Below are 16,601 nucleotides of genomic sequence, written 5' to 3'. Positions count from 1 at the left end.
AGTTGTGAAAGAAACTTTATAACAAAAGTAAAATTATGAATATCGTAAATTCATAGGCTTACATGTTTAACCTTTTGTATTGTAAGGTTTTTGTGCGTGGTGTGAAGAGGTTTGCGCATAACATCCCCAATACCAATAAAGTAGCATCAGTGTGGCTAAAATATATGCGTATGTTTCAACTTTTGTTGAGTATTTTCGAGGTGGGTCGAATCAAAAGGCATAAAAATGCCAGCAAAAAGCTGGCATTTAGTAACAGAAAAGACAGGGGAATTACTGTGCTTAGGCTTTCTTTGCCGCCTGCAGCTTGTGGTAAGACGCCAGGAGTTTCTGGTGGGCAGGGAACTGGTTCATGGTGAGATCACCTGCTGCCAGGCCGTGGAAACGTACCGTTCCCTCAATTGAGCCCCATGCCGCTGCCACTGTTTCTGCGCCGAACATGCGCTCAAAGGCGCCTTTGAACTGCGCCGGATCGCGTTCCTCGTCCAGTGCCAGCTTCAGGCTTGCGACTAGGCAACGGAAGAAGCGAGAGCGTTCAGCGCTGTAGGTTGACACATTGTAGTCCACGCACCAGCTCGCGAACTCCAGCGCCAACTCAAGATCGCCGCCAGCCAAGGCGAGCAAACATTTTAGCTCACCGATACGGAGGGTTTGCCATGCGTCGCCCGCTTGCGGTACAAGGCCAACAATCTCATACAGGCGGTTGAAATCATCAAAGCCCTCTTCTTCCAAGATAGAGTACATTTCGGCATATTGCTCGGCATCCCACTCAACCGTTGGCAATGCCAGCAAGGTTTCGCGGAGTTCAAGCGCCACGTTGTTGTTGGCTTCGATAAGCTCTTCAACCGGGTAGATTTCAGACCAGCCCGGTACAATGATGCGGCAACAGTCGACACCCAGATGATCGTAATCGGCGATGTAGGCATCGGTGCCTTCGGCATGAAGCAGCGCCATCAGGTGGTTAAATTCTTCTTCCGAGCTGCCGCTGAAGTTCCAATCGACAAACTCAAAGTCAGCATCTTGCTGGAAGATATCCCAAGACATCAAGCCCGACGAGTCGATGAAGTGAGTTTCGAGGTTGTGGTGGTCGCTGACTTCCTCGTTGTCGAATGAAGGTTCAGGGAAGACATCCAAATCTTTGAGGCCGCGGCCTTGCAGCAACTCAGTAACGGTTCGCTCTAGCGCAACCTCGAAGCGAGGGTGGGCACCGAAAGAGGCAAAACAGGTGCTGTTTTCTGGGTTTAGCAAGATCACGCAAATAACAGGGTACTTACCGCCCAATGAAGCATCGTAGCAATAGATTGGGAAGCCTTCCGCTTCTAGGGTGTCGATAGACTCCTTGATGCTAGGAAAGCGCTCGATGACCGAGGCAGGGATTTCCGGAAGGCTGATACGCTCGGCAATAATACGGTTCTTGATTGCACGCTCGAATACCTCAGACAGACCCTGAGTACGGGCTTCGGTTTTGGTATTGCCAGCCGACATACCATTCGACACATACAGGTTGCCGATGATGTTCATCGGGATGTAGACCGTTTCTTTGTCGCTCTGGCGCTCGAACGGCAGGGCACAAACCCCGCGCTCCATGTTGCTTGATTGCAAGTCGATCAAGTCGGTGCCCAGTAGCTCTAGGGTTGGATCGTAGAACTGGGTGAGGCGCTCATCCAGAATAGCTTCTGGTGGCAGGTTTTCTTCCAGATCGATTGGGAACCACTTCTCATTCGGGTAGTGGACGAACTCGCTATTGGCAACCTCTTCGCCAAGGTAGTAATCGGCATAGAAGTAGTTGGTTGCCAGGCGTTCAAAGTACTCACCCAGTGCCGATGCCAGCGCGGCCTTTTTGGTGGCACCCTTACCGTTAGTGAAGTTCATTGGCGCATCAACGTCACGAATATGGACAGACCAAACGTTAGGCACAGGGTTTAGCCAAGACGCTTCTTCGATATTGAAGCCCAGCTGCTTGAGTTTGGTTTGGAAACGCTCGATCGACTCTTCAAGCGCGGCATCTTTGCCCGGAATAAATGTTTTCATTTTACTTCTCGTCGTGACTGTTGAGTGCGGCGAAGTATACCTAATAATCGACAAATCCCTAAGCGGGATCTCGCTTGGCTATTAACAAGTCAATAACGTCTGTTTTTCGTGATAACAAATCGCGATAAACAGATTGTCGAGATTTTGACCGTTGTCCCATCTTGTATTGGTGAGCTATGAAAGTAGTCACAGTTCGCAATATTTCCTTGTAGCAGAATGGCTTTGTCAGAGCTTGCTTAACTATCTAATAATTCTGACTAAATAACATAAATCATCATTTTGGTCGGCTGCGGCTTGATTTAGCAGGCTAAAATAGATGAGGAAAAGAGGGATACGATGAACGCAACAATAGCATCAACCATTGATGGACTGCGGGATGACTATATTGCCGCAGTGAAGCGATTGGTTGCGATACCCAGTGTTTACCAGGAAGACGACAGCGGGAAGCCGTTTGGCAAACCGATTGACGATTGCCTGAATGAGACACTCAAGCTTTGCCATGAGCTGGGGTTCGCAATATACAAAGATCACAAGGGATATTACGGCTACGCCGAGATCGGCAATGGCGAGCAAGTGATTGGCGTATTGGGCCATTTGGATGTAGTGCCAACCGGTGAGCTATCGGCTTGGCACTCCAACCCGTTTGAGCCGGAAATCCGCGATGGGCGTTTGTACGGCCGTGGTACTCAGGATGATAAGGGACCGACGCTGGCTGCCATTTATGCGGTAAAGGCGCTGCTTGATAGCGGTGTCACGCTGAACAAGCGGATCCGTTTCATTTTTGGCACCGACGAGGAAACCTTATGGCGCTGTATTGACCGCTATCTGGAGAAGGAAGAGGCGCCGCAATGCGGCTTTACTCCTGACTCCGCTTTTCCGTTGATCCATGCGGAAAAGATGCTGATCCAGTCATGGCTGCATGGTGATGGCGATGACTTGGTGGCATTGGATTGCGGTGGTGCGCTTAATGCCGTGCCGGAAATGGCGAAATATGAAGGCCCGTTATGGGAGGAGCTGGCTGCCAAGCTGGACGAGCTAGGGTTTGATTTCACGGCTGACGATGCCGAAGTGGTGGTGTTCGGCAAGGCGGCGCACTCTGCGGCTTCAGATACCAAGGGGGTCAATGCCATTACCCGTTTGTGCATGGCTATGCGCCAAATAGGTGTGACCCATCCAGCGGTGAGGTTTATCGCCGAGCAGGTTGGGCAAGATGCCAACGCCAAGGAGATATTCGGCCCGGTAGAGGATGTCAGCGGTCGCTTGACCTTTAACGTGGCGCAGTTGGCCATTAACGAGGAAAGCAGCAAGGTGGGCATTGATATCCGGGTGCCGGTGACCTTCAGCAAGGACAATTTTGATAGCGACATGCTGGCAGTGGCCGAGCAATACGGCTTGCGATACGAGGAGTTCGACGTATTGCCCTCGCTGTATATGCCGGCTGAAAGCCCGGTGATCAAAATACTGATGAAGGCCTACCAAGAAGTTAGCGGCGATGACGAAAGCTTGCCGATGACGTCGGGCGGGGCGACGTATGCTCGAGCAATACCGAACTGCGTGGCCTTCGGGGCGATTTTCCCCGGCCGCGACAAAGTCGAGCACATGCCGAACGAATATTTAATTATTGATGACATGCTCAAAGCGATGAATGTGTATGCCAACGCGATCTATCAATTGCAGGGAGTGGAGCTATGACAACGACAACTAACGAGGCTGGCAAAGTGAAACGCTCATTCAAGATGCCAACTGTATATACCATCCTGTTCATTATCATTGCCCTGATGGCATTATTAACCTGGATCATGCCAGCAGGTAAGTATGATTACATGGTTAATGGTACCGATCAGATCATCCCTGCAGCCGAAGTACTTGACTACGATGGTGGTGAGCGCCTGCTGCCTATTCCGGGATCTTACCAAGAGCTCGAGTCTTCTCCGCAAGGGGTCATCGACGTCTTTATGGCCCCGATTAAGGGCTTCCACAAGGCTGTCGACGTTGCGCTGTTCGTACTGGTGATCGGCGGCTTCTTGGCCATTACCATGCGCACAGGGGCGATGGACTCCGGGGTTGCGGCGATCGTCCGTAAGTTCCGGGGCCGCGAGCAGATGATGATCCCGGTTTTGATCACCCTGTTTGCCCTTGGCGGTTCTACCTATGGTATGGCCGAAGAAACGGTGGCGTTTTGGGCGGTGATCTTGCCGGTAATGGCGATTGCGGGCTACGACCGCATGGTGGCGGCAGGTATTATCTTGCTGGGCTCCGGTGTCGGGGTATTGGCATCGACGGTTAACCCGTTTGCGACCGGTATCGCATCGGGCTTTGCCGGCTTGCCAATCGGCGACGGTATCGTGCTGCGTGTGATCCAGTTAGCTATCTTGATTGTGTTGGCGTCTTGGTATGTGATGCGCTACGCCTCGAAAGTGAAGGCGGACAAGGCAAACTCGGTATTGGCGGACATCGAATTTAACGATGAGTTTTCTCATGTTAAGGAAGATGCCGGTGAATTTACCACCAAGCAGAAGTGGACCATGGGTATCTTCTTTGGTGCCTTCATCATCATGATCTACGGTGTGATCCCTTGGGCTGACATGGGCATTACCGCGATACCAACGCTGTGGTGGTGGTTCGATGAGTTATCGACCCTGTTCTTGGCTTCGGCTATCTTGATTGCGGTGATTAACCGTATGTCAGAAGGCGACTTCATCAAAACCTTCCTTGAGGGGGCAAAAGACCTGATTGGTGTGGCATTGGTGGTTGCGGTAGCACGTGGTATCTATGTTGTCATGGAAAATGGCGTTATCATCGACACCATCCTGAATTGGGCTGAAGGTATTGTTACCGGCCTGTCATCGGGCGTGTTCGTGGTAGTGACTTACTTCGTTCACATTGTGCTGAGCTTCTTCATCCCGTCTACATCGGGTCTTGCAACGGTTTCGATGCCGCTAATGGCACCGCTAGCCGACTTCTCTGGTATTGGCCGTGACTTGATCATCACTGCCTACCAGTCTGCAAGTGGCTGGATTAATATCTTTGCTCCGACTGCAGGCCACTTGGTTGCCGGTCTGGCATTGGCGAAAATCCCTTATGAGCGATTTTTGAAATGGGTCATGCCTTTTGTGGTGATGGTGCTGGTGGTAACGGTCGTGCTGCTGTTTGCTGGCGCGGCCATGATGTAACTTGGCCGGTAACTAGGTACCAGATCCGCATCTTAGCGCCGTAGGCGGTGTAATACCGTTGAATTAGGCTGGAATAAAGGCGAATATGTTGACCATATTCGCCTTTTGATATTTATTTCTGCTAATATCGAAATATAAATTCTGACGGAGAGCAAGCATGGAACTGGAAGCAGTTGCCAAGGCATTGAAAGAGTTGGGCCACCCAACACGGTTGTGTGTCTATAAACACTTGGTAAAAGCAGGTCACGATGGGTTGCCAGTGGGTAAGCTGCAAGAGGAGCTTGGCATCCCTGGCTCAACTTTGTCCCATCATATTTCTGGCTTGGTCTCAGCCGGGCTGATTACCCAGCAGCGTGATGGCCGCACCTTGTTCTGCGTCCCCCAGTATGATGTGCTGGACGGGGTGATAGGTTTCCTGCAAGACGAGTGTTGCAGTGCGGTGCCAGCGGCAGAAGAGCGCTAACAGCCTCTAATTACCCCATTACCTATTAACCAATAACTAAGCGAGCACTGCAAAGTGCTCGCTTTTTTTTGAAACCAAGCTGGATTAAAACCAATCTGATCAATTGCTTATGTTGGTTGGTGTTATTGCTTGGGTTTTAGTGAGAGCACATGGAGTAGGCGCTCCGGTGCCTGTGGCCACACCAATGGGCTGGCGACCGGGTTGCTTTCGCTAAACCAGCCTTCGAACCGGGTTGTGTTGTATTGGTAGAATTGCACCGTGTTATAGAGGGGAACGGTCACCTGCTCGCTGGCGATGATCTGGTTGAGCTCGCGGATGATAGCCAGGCGCTGCAGTGCGCTAGAGGCAATAGGAAATTGCGTCAGTAGCTCATCAACCCGTGGGTTTTGGTAAAAGTGCATCGCATAGCGCGGGTATTGCGGCGACTGGTAGGTGCTGTTGAAGGCGCTATCAAAGTACTTGAACGGGGTGGGACCTTGCGGGTAGTTGGTTAGCGCAAGATCGTAGTCACCCAGTGTTAGCCGTTCGACGAACGGGTTGAAGTCTAACTGGACCGGCGTTACCTGAATGCCGATTTGCTCCATCATTTCCGAGATCAACAAAGCCGTAGTGTTGAAATCTGACCAACCGTTAGGTGTGAGCAGTGTTAGGTGCAATGGTTTCCCCGAAGGCAGCTGGCGCCAGCCGTCGCCATTTTTATCGGTGACGTTCAATACGTCCAGCCAATCACGGGCTAAGTTGGCATTGTAAGTCATGTAAGGGAGATACTTTTCCGTCACGACCGGATCGGCCCAGCTAGAAAAGCGCTGGCTCATACCCGAGGCGAAGGTTGAGGGCTCACCTTGGCCGAATGCGGCAATATCAATGAGCAATTGGCGTTGTAGCGACATCGAGACGGCGCGGCGGAATTCAACGCGATGGAAAACGTCTCGGACTTCCGGGTCATTTGCCTTGAAGTTGAACATCATGTTGATAGTGCTGGTTGGCGGCAGCCAGTATTTGTAATCAGGTGAGTAGGACGCATAGTGGCGTTCGATATCCGGGATAAAGCTACCGGTCCAGTCAAACTCACCGGTTGATATCCGGGAAATGAAGTCATCGTTATTGGTGACTTTCGGGTAGCGCAGGCAGTCAACGTGCCTGGCTTCAGCTTGCCAGTAATTTGGGTTGGCGCATTGGGTATAGCCATTTTCGTCAAGCGCGGTGATCACGGTAAATGGCCCGGTGCCAACAGGGTTAGGGTTGGCGAATTCGGCAAAGTCGGTGACATTTTTCCACTGGTGCTCGGGTACGATAGGCAGCAGCACAAGGGTGTTGGCCACAAGCGCATTGGGTTTTTTCAACTTGAAGTAAATTTCGTAATCAGAACGTTTTTCGACATATTCAACCCATTGGTTTATGCCGTGTGAGTCAAGTTCCGGGTATTTTTGTGCAATTGAAAATGAAAAAAACACGTCATCGGCGGTGAATGTTTTTCCATCAGACCACTCAACCCCTTCTCGAAGCGTAAAGCTGATCCCTTTCAAATCACTATCAAGATGGTAACTGGTCGCGAGGCGGTATGCTGGCTTGTTATTTTGCAGGGTATTAAAAACGATTAACGGTTCAAAAATAAACTCATGCGTTGTAGGCATACTGGATTTTGAGAAAGGGTTAAAGTTGGCAGTTACTTTATCTTTATACTCAGGGACAACAGTAAGAATTGACGGTGTTTTTGCATTTTCTTGCAAGGCATAGCTATAAGAAGAAAACAAAATAGAAACAAGGAGTAATAAGGGGAAACCTTGGTTGAATGTGCTGCGAAAAAAACCACTAAGCATGAATTTGTCCCATCTAGCTAGCTTGAAGGCAATTTTGTAGCGATAAGCTACAGGATGTTTTCCGGTTTATCAAATGGCAGAAAAACTGCTTTTATGAGTAAATATGCGCATTATTTAACTATTGATTCCTAAGGGTTCAAAGTTAACAAAATGTTGCTTATTGCGTTTTGTGGTGATACCTTCGATGAAGTGTCCGGAAAACAGACTATCAAGCTATTGCCTAATCATGCATAAAATCGCGTTAAGGCAGTGGTCTGTTTTTCAGAAATTTATCGTTCGCGGAGTTACAGGAGTAGGCGCACATGGCAGGTGAAGTGGCGCTTGATGTAAAGGATTTACATAAGTCTTTTGGTCAGAATGAGGTCTTAAAAGGCATATCATTAACGGCCCACCGTGGTGATGTTATCTCTATCATCGGTTCTTCCGGTTCGGGGAAGAGTACATTTTTACGTTGTATTAATTTGCTAGAGACGCCGACTCAGGGTGAGATTTGGGTCAATGGTGAATTAATTAAAATGAAGAACAACCGTCAGGGGGAGTTCCTGCCTGTTGACGAGAAGCAGGTGCAGCGCATTCGCTCGCGCCTTGCGATGGTCTTTCAGGGCTTTAATTTGTGGTCGCACATGACGGTACTTGGCAATGTGATTGAAGCGCCGGTACACGTATTGGGGATCCCAAAAGCAGAAGCGATTGAGCGTGCCGAGGCCCTGCTCAAGAAAGTCGGCCTGTACGAGCGCCGAAACTATTACCCAGGACACCTATCAGGTGGTCAGCAGCAGCGTGCAGCCATTGCCCGAGCGTTGGCCGTTGATCCTGAGGTGATGCTTTTTGACGAACCGACCTCGGCACTTGACCCAGAATTGGTTGGGGAAGTGTTGGGGGTAATGCAAGACTTGGCGCAGGAAGGGCGTACCATGTTGGTGGTTACCCACGAAATGGCGTTTGCCCGAGACGTGTCTAACCAAGTCATGTTTTTGCATCAGGGGAAGGTGGAAGAGCAGGGCGATCCTGCGAAGCTATTCACCAACCCTGAATCTGAACGTTTACAACAATTTATTTCATCGATTTATTAACAGTTTCACACAGACAGCATATTTTTTATCAGGAGTAGAACATGAAAAAATGGATTTTAGCTGCTGCCGTTGTTTCAGCACTAGGCGCAACTTCACTACAGGCAAAAGAGTGGAAAACGGTCCGTTTCGGTATTGAAGGTGCATACCCTCCATTTAGCTGGACTGAGCCAAGCGGCGAGCTGAAAGGCTTCGATGTTGATATGGCAAATGCACTGTGTGAAGAAATGCAGGTTAAATGTCAGGTCGTTGCTCAAGACTGGGACGGCATTATCCCGTCACTGCTAGCGCGCAAGTACGATGCCATCATCGCTGCGATGTCTATCACCGAAGAGCGTAAGAAGCGTGTTGACTTCACTGGTAAGTACGCACTTATCCCGAATAAATTTGTGGCTAAGAAAGGCACCGACATCGAGTTCACCAAAGAAGGCCTGAAAGGCGTGAAAGTTGGTGTTCAGCGTGCAACTACCCATGACAAATACCTAACAGACAACTACCCGGGTTCTGTTGAGATTGTTCGCTACGGCTCGTTCGACGATGCGTACCTCGATCTGAAAGCGGGTCGTATCGCCACGGTACTGGGTGATGCTTCTGCACTGGAAGAAGGCCTACTGAACAAGGAAGGCGGTGACGGTTACGAGTTTATCGGCCCATCTCTGACTGATCCTAAGTGGTTTGGCGACGGCTTCGGTATCGCGGTTCGCAAGCAGGACAAAGACCTAACCAAGCAACTTGATGAAGCTATCTTGTCACTGCGCGAGAAAGGCATCTATCAAGAAATCGCATCGAAATACTTCGCTTACGACGTATACGGCCAGTAATACGTCAACCAATGTACACAGGGGCTAGTTAGCTGGTTGGCTAAATAGCCCTGTCTTGTTCTATTTGGGGTGACATCATTCTCTCCTAAGTCGTAATAAGGAGTCTCCTTTTGATTGATTTAAAAGGTTACGAATGGTCACTGATTGAAGGGGCATGGATAACCCTTCAGGTGGCTTTACTCTCACTGTTGTTTGCCGTGGTATTGGGGATGTTGGGCGCGCTTGCCAAGCTGTCACCGTATCGCTGGGCACGGGCTATTGCCACCTTCTACACCACCGTTATCCGCGGTATTCCTGATTTGGTACTCATGATGCTGATCTTCTTCGGTGGCCAGATGCTGCTGAACGACAGCTTGTACCGAATCAATGAGTTTCTAAACGAATATTTTGCGTCCTCTGATCCAAACCATGAGTGGACGTCTTACCTACCTGATTACATTGAGATAAGCCCATTTATCGCCGGTATCCTCACCATTGGTTTTATCTTTGGGGCGTACATGGCTGAAACCTTCCGCGGCGCAATCTTGGCGGTCGATAAGGGTGAGCTTGAAGCCGGTAAGGCCTATGGCATGAGCAGCTTCCTGTCTTTTCGCCGTATTTTGCTGCCGCAGATGATCCGTCATGCGTTGCCGGGGTTTGGTAACAACTGGCTGGTATTGTTGAAAACCACCGCCTTGGTTTCGGTGATTGGCCTTGATGATATGGTCCGCAAGGGGGCGTTGGCAGCAGGAACAACCCAAATGCCGTTCACCTTTTACATGAGTGTGGCGGTCATCTTCTTGCTGTTTACTTCATTGTCGACCACTGGCTTGAAGTGGGCCGAGCGTAAATTCAGTATTCATACGAGGTAAGAGATGGACTTTAGTATCTTAACTGAATCTTGGCCGATTTATTTGGAAGGCTTGTACACCACGGCGTGGTTGGTCGCGGCCGCATTGGTCATTGGCTTGGTGATTGCCATCCCTGTTGGCGTGGCGCGTAACAGTCGCTTGCCTGTGGTTTACGGGCCTGCATGGGTGTTTATCTATTTCTTCCGTGGTACGCCACTGCTGATCCAGCTTTACTTGATCTACTATGGCCTCAGCCAGCTGATTGAAGTACAGGGCACCCTATGGCAAGAAGCCTGGTTCTGTGCGCTGGTGGCGTTTGTGCTTAACACTGCGGCCTATACCGCAGAGATCATCCGTGGTTCGATCAACAGTATGCCAAAAGGCGAGATAGAAGCTGCCAAGGCTTACGGTATGAGCAACGCCCAGGCGTTTCGCCGTATTATCTTGCCAAGCTCGCTGCGCCGGGCGCTACCGGCTTACAGTAACGAAGTGATCTTCATGCTGCATGGATCGGCCGTGGCAGGCATTGTCACGATTGTCGACTTGACCGGGGCGGCGAAGATTGTCAACTCTCGTTATTATGCGCCATTCGAGTCATACCTGTTTGCTGGTCTGTTCTATATGTTGCTGACCTTCGCTATTCTGTGGTGCTTCCGTCGTTTGGAAAGCCGCTGGATGCGCCACCTACGACCGCTGTCGTGATGTAGGCTAGCGCCGGTCTTTAATGATAATTAAGCTAATGAAAATGAAGCCCAGCGTATGCTGGGCTTCTTGCTTGGGGCAGGAGAAGATACTGAGTTAAACGGCAATATCGTCGTATAGTGTTGTTGCGGTCAGTGCCGCTACTTCATCAATGTACTGGCGCACTTTGGTTGGGAACGCCACACCTTTCACCACAGTTAGGTTGCGAAGTGCTGGGAACAGGTTTACATCATCGTAGCTGAGTTGGTTATTGCGCTCTGATGGCAGTACCAGCCAGTCTAACTGTGAGAACGAGGCTTTGAGGCCGGCTAGGTATTCTTCGGTTTTTGCAAACGCGTCCTCGAAGTCCTGCTCGATCATCGCCGTTTTGTTGTTGGTGAACCAGTCTTTTGCATCTTGGCTGCCGAACTCAGGAAGCTCTACTTTCATCCAGCGCGGGAACAGCAGGCGGCTGCTAAATGGACGGGCGACTTCAGACCAAGCGGCGATGTTGTCGTCGTTGGTACCAGCTGCCAAGGTTGGGTTACCGTCGATGGCATCGATATAGGCGGCAATATCTAAGCTCTCCGCCATGTAACTACCGTCTTCTTTTTGCAGGATCGGGACAAGGTTGGCCCCCACTTTGTCGATACGGGCGTCGACATCGTGGTTTTGCAGGTAGACCAGCTCAATGTCGGCTTGCTTTAATCCGGCGACCATCATCGCCTTGATGCAGAACGGGCAGTGATCAAAAACAAACAGTTTCATCTTCTATCCTTGTTAGGTGAACACACGTTGCCAATGAGGTGGCGTGATAAAGGCGCCACCTAGAGACGATTTAGCTCAGTTCGGGTTAGCTAAAAGTAGACCAGATCGGGGCGTGATCCGATGGCTTTTCAATGCCACGCAATTCGTAATCGATACCGGCTTCGCTGCAACGCTCAGCCAACGATGGTGTTGCCAAAACAACGTCGATGCGCAGGCCGCGGTTGTCGACAAAGCCTTTCGAGCGGTAGTCGAACCACGAGAATTGGTCATCAACCTCAGGGTGGAGCTGGCGGAAAGTATCAACAAAGCCCCAATCTAGCAGGGTTTTAAGCCACTCGCGCTCGATTGGCTGGAAAGAGCATTTTCCTGTTTTCAACCAACGTTTGGCATTCGCCGGGCCGATGCCGATATCCAGATCAATTGGACTGATATTGATGTCGCCCATCACGATGATCTCTTCATCGCTATTATGGTGCTCGTTAAGGTAAGTCATCAGGTCGGCATAGAACTTTTCTTTAGCCGGGAATTTGGTCTCGTGGCTGATGTTATCGCCCTGAGGGAAGTAACCATTTAATACTGTGACTTTCTTGCCGTTCTCTTGCTCGAACGTTGCCATGATCATACGGCGCTGGGCGTCTTCGTCGTCGGTAGGGAAGCCCTTGCGTACTTCGACAGGTTCCTGCTTGCAAAGCATGGCGACACCGTAGTGGGCTTTTTGACCGTGGTGATAAACCTTGTAACCCATCGCCTCGACATCTTCGAGCGGGAAGGCTTCATCGTGAACCTTGATTTCCTGCAGGCCGATCACGTCCGGTTGGTGCTTGTCGATCAGGGCTTGAAGTTGGTGAAGGCGGGCACGAAGGCCATTGATGTTGAACGAGATTACTTTCATGATCTTATCGTTTTTTTATGGGCAGTTTGGCGATACTACCATAGAACGAAACGCGCTATGAAGTGGAGAGTCACATCTTGGGAAGGGGGAATGCCACCCAATAATACTCGTCAGTAATGCCACCAAACAAGGCGGGTGGCATTACGTGGGCTGATCAATGCTTGATCTTATAGTACGGCTAAGGCGGCTTCGTAGTTTGGCTCTTCGGTGATTTCGCTGACAAGCTCGCTGTGGACAACCAAGCCTTCTTCATTCAGGCAAATAACTGCACGGGCAGCAAGACCTCGCAGTGCACCTTCATTGATATTGACACCATAGTCTTGGGTGAACGTTGGCGCTCGGAAAAAAGAGGCGGTTTGTACATTTGTCAAACCCTCGGTTTCACAGAAGCGACCAGTAGCAAAAGGTAGGTCGGCAGAAATACAGACAACAACGGTGTTGTCTTGGCTGGCTGCTTTCTCGTTGAAAGCACGCACGCTAGCGGCACAGACTGGTGTATCGATACTTGGGAAGATATTTAAAACCACTTTTTTGCCGGCAAAATCGGCAAGCTGAACGTCAGATAAGTCGGCGCCACATAGGGTAAAAGCCGGAGCTTGGCTTCCTACAACTGCGAAAGTACCCGCGACATTTACAGCATTTCCTTGAAAAGTAACCTGAGTCATAACTTTACTAACCTACTCTATAAGTAATTATTTATTGGATAAAACATACCCAAAGGGCATTTTCGATTGTACACAGTTGCATAATTAATATAACCACAGCTTTTGCAGGTCGTACCTTAGCACCGGTATGCATTGTATCTTGTTAGAAATTTCTGATTGTCTTGAACAGTTTCGACGTAAAGACTTTCAAAACAGCCCTTTCTATACTCAGGTCATCACTCGTACAGGATAAAAGAGGCAGGTAGCTATGGGTAAGTTAGTGCAAGGTGTATGGCAGGATGTTTGGTACGACACCAAAGACAGCAAGGGCGAGTTTATCCGAGAAGATGCAGGGTTTCGCCACTGGCTGACTGCTGATGGCCAGCCTGGGCCTGATGGGCAAAAGGGGTTCAAGGCGGAGTCGGGTCGTTACCACTTGTATGTTTCCCTTGCTTGCCCTTGGGCGCACCGGACACTGATCTTTCGTCAGCTGAAGGGATTAACCGAGCATATCGGTGTGACTGTGGTTAGCCCAGATATGCGCACCAAGGGCTGGGAGTTCGACCAACCGGAGCCACTTTACGGCTTTACTTGCCTACACCAGCTCTATACCAAGGCCAAGGCGGATTATACCGGCCGTGTGACGGTGCCTGTGCTATGGGACAAGCAGACTGAAACGATTGTCAGTAATGAGTCCTCGGAAATCATCCGCATGTTCAATACGGCGTTTAATGCGCTGACTGGCGATAACCAAGACTTCTACCCGGAAGCTGTACGGGCTGATATCGAGCATTGGAACGAGTTTATTTATCCGAGCATCAATAATGGCGTTTACCGCTGTGGTTTTGCCACCAGTCAGGAAGCCTACGAAGACGCTTATGATCAGTTGTTTGCTGCATTGGATAAGGTTGAAGCGCACCTGGCGTCACACCGCTACCTTGCCGGTGGGCAGATCACCGAAGCAGACTGGCGCTTGTTCACCACTTTGGTTCGCTTTGATGCGGTTTACGTCGGCCACTTTAAGTGCAATAAGCAGCGTATTGCCGATTATCCAAATATCCAGGGGTATTTAAAGGAGTTGTATCAGTATCCGGGGATTGCAGGCACAGTGGACTTTTACCACATCAAGCGTCACTACTACTTTAGCCACGACATGATCAATCCAACCGGTGTGGTGCCTAAAGGACCGGAGCTCGATCTGCTTTCCCCCCATGGGCGCGGCTAGCTGGCGCTTAGCAGGAATTGATGTGTTCGGGCTTGGTAGGTCCGAACAATTTTTGCCTGCTGGGGCGGTGACTTGAGCGTCGACATTTCTTCAAATAGCTGCTTGCGCCATTGCTCCAGTGCATCGGGTAGCGGCATTGAGGTAATGGCTTTCAAACTGGCTTTGATCTTGTCGGTATCTGCAATGCATAGGCGGCTTAGGCAGTCTAGGCGGCCTAGGTGGGCTTCACTGCATAGTGGGTAGTCATGAATCACCTGCTCATAGATGCCAAGCGCGGAGCGAGTGTCTGTATCCCGTCGTTGGTTTGCCTCGGCCAACTTGGTCTCTAGTTTCTTGATAGTGCCCAACAGGGCTTTATTTTGCCTGATCTCATTGAGCCTTAGCTTGCTATGGCCGTCAAAGCGGTCTCGCAATGATAGGGCGCGATTGAGCTCTGCCACCAACTGGGTCTCGCCAAAGTGCAGTAGCAGTGGCAGGGCATCTGCAATCATGACTGAAGGCAGTTTGGGGATCTTATCAAAATACGTAGCTAGCCCGACTAAAAGCCGTCGTTTGGCTTTTAACTCATGGCCATTGGCAATGGCCAAGCGCGCCTGAATAATGTGCCCGAAACTGGTTAAGAACGGTTGTTGGATTGGCAACACTCGGGATTGGGCTCGGCGGTCGATCCCCTTTAGTGCCAGCTTGAGTTCATGCTTTAGGCTTTTTGAAGAGTGGGTGTAGTAGGCCTGCTCGAAAATTGCGGTGTATTCAGCAAAGCAGATAATCCATTCGACATCGATGATAGGCAAATGGCTGGCCAAGGTTTTACCCGAATCAATGAGTTGCTCCATGCGATCAAGGTAGGCGGCAAGCTGGGCAACCTTGAGTGCTCGGTGGCTGATGCTCGGGGTGAGCTTAAGGGCCTTTTCCGCGGTTTCAAGAGCATCGTAAAAGCGCTTGTTTTCTTCAAGGTAGGTGGCCAGGTAGTCGTACAGCTCAATGTTTAACGGGGAGCGGGCAATCAAATGCTCAAGCTTTTGGATCGCTTGCTTGGTCTTGCCGTTATGGTGGAGGATCTTGGCTTCGATCAGGCTGAGTTTCTGTGATGGGTTGTGCTTGAGCAGAATATTGGTAAAGCGCTCAACCTGTTCCCATTGCTGGTTCTCAAGCATCATATCGAGCAGTAGGCCTTCCAGTTTATGGTTGTAACCGTGCTGCTTGAGCTGATTGCAGCAAAGTTCAATCGCTGTCTCCAGGCCATGGCTTTCAATGGCATCGTATATGGGTTGCCGCTGTTGGCAGTCTTTTAATGTTTCGATGACTTTCTTTCTGACGATTTCGGTGGTGACAGGCTTGGTCATGAAACTGTCAGGTTCGACAGCCATGCTGGTTAGGATCACCTCTGCCGAGTTATCCCCGGAGATCATAATGAGCCCGCAGTGGGAGGCGATATATTTTCTGCGGCGGAGCAAGTTAATTAGCTCACTGCCATTAAGGGCGCCATCGAGATGGTAATCAACAAAAAGCAGATCGTAGGCACTTTTTTGGCAACTGTCGATCGCGCTTTGGTGATCAAGGGAAATGTCGATATCTCTTAGGCCAATGTTATGCAGCACACCTTTGATCAGCATGGCGGCCGCACGCTGGTCATCAACGATCAGGACTTTGAAATGGCTCAAGTCGAATGCAGGGGGATTCGCAGAGCGATGTTGATTAGCTGGCATGTCCATATCCCAAATTAATATGCATCTAGTTGAATTCTAGATTGCAGAAATGAAACGTGACAAATTCATTTTTACTAATGATGGATGAATAAGCAGGATTACGCCAATACCAGCAAGTTAAGTGGTTGTCTTAACAATAAGAATAGTTGGAAAAATAAATAGCAGGCATGAAAAAAGCCAGCAGCTTGCGCTACTGGCTTGAATGATGGTGGAGGGGGACGGATTCGAACCATCGAAGGCGGAGCCGGCAGATTTACAGTCTGCTCCCTTTGGCCACTCGGGAACCCCTCCACGGGGTTTTGCACGTTGTCTTGGCTATTTAAAGCCAGAAAACCGCCGAAGCAATTTTCAAGAATGATGGTGGAGGGGGACGGATTCGAACCATCGAAGGCGGAGCCGGCAGATTTACAGTCTGCTCCCTTTGGCCACTCGGGAACCCCTCCACGGGGTTTTGCACGTTGTCTTGGCTATTTAAAGCCA

The 16,601-nt window shown here is 50.1% G+C and carries 14 protein-coding genes and 2 tRNA genes; 8 read left to right on the top strand and 8 right to left on the bottom strand.

Going from position 1 to position 16,601, the window contains the following annotated elements:
* Positions 1–279: 279 nt before the first annotated feature.
* Positions 280–2,028 (bottom strand): 30S ribosomal protein S12 methylthiotransferase accessory factor YcaO, encoded by a 1,749-nt coding sequence (gene ycaO / locus C9I98_RS21990; protein WP_036815789.1) that lies wholly within the window; start codon positions 2,026–2,028, stop codon positions 280–282.
* Between the two features lie 336 nt (positions 2,029–2,364).
* Between ycaO and C9I98_RS21985 the strand changes: the two genes are divergently transcribed.
* The 3 genes from C9I98_RS21985 (at position 2,365) to C9I98_RS21975 (ending at position 5,664) form a co-directional block, all read left to right on the top strand.
* The gene (locus tag C9I98_RS21985; RefSeq protein WP_036815790.1) at positions 2,365–3,720 is read left to right on the top strand and encodes a M20 family metallopeptidase; all 1,356 of its coding nucleotides are present in this window, start codon (positions 2,365–2,367) and stop codon (positions 3,718–3,720) included.
* The gene (locus C9I98_RS21980; protein WP_036815793.1) at positions 3,717–5,201 is read left to right on the top strand and encodes a YfcC family protein; all 1,485 of its coding nucleotides are present in this window, start codon (positions 3,717–3,719) and stop codon (positions 5,199–5,201) included. The genes C9I98_RS21985 and C9I98_RS21980 overlap by 4 nt, the downstream gene beginning before the upstream one ends.
* Before the next feature lie 157 nt (positions 5,202–5,358).
* Positions 5,359–5,664 (top strand): ArsR/SmtB family transcription factor, encoded by a 306-nt coding sequence (locus tag C9I98_RS21975; protein ID WP_036815795.1) that lies wholly within the window; start codon positions 5,359–5,361, stop codon positions 5,662–5,664.
* A 122-nt stretch (positions 5,665–5,786) separates the two neighbouring features.
* On the opposite strand, the gene C9I98_RS21970 is transcribed toward C9I98_RS21975, so the two are convergent.
* On the bottom strand, positions 5,787–7,484 hold the full coding sequence (locus C9I98_RS21970) for an ABC transporter substrate-binding protein (RefSeq protein ID WP_051901760.1): 1,698 nt from the start codon (positions 7,482–7,484) through the stop codon (positions 5,787–5,789).
* A gap of 302 nt (positions 7,485–7,786) precedes the next feature.
* Between C9I98_RS21970 and C9I98_RS21965 the strand changes: the two genes are divergently transcribed.
* The 4 genes from C9I98_RS21965 to C9I98_RS21950 all read left to right on the top strand — a co-directional run bounded on the left by C9I98_RS21965 (position 7,787) and on the right by C9I98_RS21950 (position 10,907).
* Entirely contained in the window at positions 7,787–8,557 is a 771-nt protein-coding gene (locus C9I98_RS21965) for an ABC transporter ATP-binding protein (RefSeq protein WP_036815796.1), read from the top strand.
* A gap of 41 nt (positions 8,558–8,598) precedes the next feature.
* Complete coding sequence (locus tag C9I98_RS21960) at positions 8,599–9,375, top strand: ABC transporter substrate-binding protein (protein WP_036815798.1); 777 nt, start codon at positions 8,599–8,601, stop codon at positions 9,373–9,375.
* Positions 9,376–9,485: 110 nt separating this feature from the next.
* The gene (locus C9I98_RS21955) at positions 9,486–10,226 is read left to right on the top strand and encodes an ABC transporter permease (protein WP_036815799.1); all 741 of its coding nucleotides are present in this window, start codon (positions 9,486–9,488) and stop codon (positions 10,224–10,226) included.
* Positions 10,227–10,229: 3 nt separating this feature from the next.
* Positions 10,230–10,907 (top strand): ABC transporter permease, encoded by a 678-nt coding sequence (locus tag C9I98_RS21950; protein WP_036815800.1) that lies wholly within the window; start codon positions 10,230–10,232, stop codon positions 10,905–10,907.
* Between the two features lie 96 nt (positions 10,908–11,003).
* On the opposite strand, the gene grxB is transcribed toward C9I98_RS21950, so the two are convergent.
* From grxB to tpx, 3 genes are all read right to left on the bottom strand, one after another.
* Entirely contained in the window at positions 11,004–11,654 is a 651-nt protein-coding gene (gene grxB, locus C9I98_RS21945) for a glutaredoxin 2 (protein ID WP_036815802.1), read from the bottom strand.
* Positions 11,655–11,739: 85 nt separating this feature from the next.
* A complete protein-coding gene (xthA, locus tag C9I98_RS21940; protein WP_036815804.1) occupies positions 11,740–12,546 on the bottom strand; it encodes an exodeoxyribonuclease III in 807 nt (268 codons plus the stop codon).
* A gap of 167 nt (positions 12,547–12,713) precedes the next feature.
* The gene (tpx, locus tag C9I98_RS21935; RefSeq protein WP_107272482.1) at positions 12,714–13,211 is read right to left on the bottom strand and encodes a thiol peroxidase; all 498 of its coding nucleotides are present in this window, start codon (positions 13,209–13,211) and stop codon (positions 12,714–12,716) included.
* A 247-nt stretch (positions 13,212–13,458) separates the two neighbouring features.
* Here tpx and C9I98_RS21930 point away from each other — a divergent pair, with 247 nt between their 5' ends.
* A complete protein-coding gene (locus C9I98_RS21930; RefSeq protein WP_036820985.1) occupies positions 13,459–14,415 on the top strand; it encodes a glutathione S-transferase family protein in 957 nt (318 codons plus the stop codon).
* Here the strand turns inward: C9I98_RS21930 and C9I98_RS21925 are convergent.
* From C9I98_RS21925 to C9I98_RS21915, 3 genes are all read right to left on the bottom strand, one after another.
* A complete protein-coding gene (locus C9I98_RS21925) occupies positions 14,412–16,121 on the bottom strand; it encodes a response regulator (RefSeq protein WP_245907224.1) in 1,710 nt (569 codons plus the stop codon). The genes C9I98_RS21930 and C9I98_RS21925 overlap by 4 nt on opposite strands.
* A 206-nt stretch (positions 16,122–16,327) precedes the next feature.
* A tRNA-Tyr gene (locus C9I98_RS21920) sits at positions 16,328–16,412 on the bottom strand.
* A 67-nt stretch (positions 16,413–16,479) separates the two neighbouring features.
* Positions 16,480–16,564 (bottom strand) — tRNA-Tyr (locus C9I98_RS21915).
* Between the last annotated feature and the right edge of the window lie 37 nt (positions 16,565–16,601).

The sequence above is a fragment of the Photobacterium sanctipauli genome (assembly GCF_003026495.1).
Taxonomy (GTDB): domain Bacteria; phylum Pseudomonadota; class Gammaproteobacteria; order Enterobacterales; family Vibrionaceae; genus Photobacterium; species Photobacterium sanctipauli.
Note: the sequence above shows the minus strand (reverse complement) of the source record. Positions and strands in the feature narration are given on the sequence as shown.

What these genes read in the sequence shown, in the direction of transcription:
- ycaO (WP_036815789.1), bottom strand. Translation starts at nt 2,028, where the DNA reads ATGAAAACATTTATTCCGGGCAAAGATGCCGCGCTTGAAGAGTCGATC.
- C9I98_RS21985 (WP_036815790.1), top strand. Translation starts at nt 2,365, where the DNA reads ATGAACGCAACAATAGCATCAACCATTGATGGACTGCGGGATGACTAT.
- C9I98_RS21980 (WP_036815793.1), top strand. Translation starts at nt 3,717, where the DNA reads ATGACAACGACAACTAACGAGGCTGGCAAAGTGAAACGCTCATTCAAG.
- C9I98_RS21975 (WP_036815795.1), top strand. Translation starts at nt 5,359, where the DNA reads ATGGAACTGGAAGCAGTTGCCAAGGCATTGAAAGAGTTGGGCCACCCA.
- C9I98_RS21970 (WP_051901760.1), bottom strand. Translation starts at nt 7,484, where the DNA reads ATGCTTAGTGGTTTTTTTCGCAGCACATTCAACCAAGGTTTCCCCTTA.
- C9I98_RS21965 (WP_036815796.1), top strand. Translation starts at nt 7,787, where the DNA reads ATGGCAGGTGAAGTGGCGCTTGATGTAAAGGATTTACATAAGTCTTTT.
- C9I98_RS21960 (WP_036815798.1), top strand. Translation starts at nt 8,599, where the DNA reads ATGAAAAAATGGATTTTAGCTGCTGCCGTTGTTTCAGCACTAGGCGCA.
- C9I98_RS21950 (WP_036815800.1), top strand. Translation starts at nt 10,230, where the DNA reads ATGGACTTTAGTATCTTAACTGAATCTTGGCCGATTTATTTGGAAGGC.
- grxB (WP_036815802.1), bottom strand. Translation starts at nt 11,654, where the DNA reads ATGAAACTGTTTGTTTTTGATCACTGCCCGTTCTGCATCAAGGCGATG.
- xthA (WP_036815804.1), bottom strand. Translation starts at nt 12,546, where the DNA reads ATGAAAGTAATCTCGTTCAACATCAATGGCCTTCGTGCCCGCCTTCAC.
- tpx (WP_107272482.1), bottom strand. Translation starts at nt 13,211, where the DNA reads ATGACTCAGGTTACTTTTCAAGGAAATGCTGTAAATGTCGCGGGTACT.
- C9I98_RS21930 (WP_036820985.1), top strand. Translation starts at nt 13,459, where the DNA reads ATGGGTAAGTTAGTGCAAGGTGTATGGCAGGATGTTTGGTACGACACC.
- C9I98_RS21925 (WP_245907224.1), bottom strand. Translation starts at nt 16,121, where the DNA reads ATGCCAGCTAATCAACATCGCTCTGCGAATCCCCCTGCATTCGACTTG.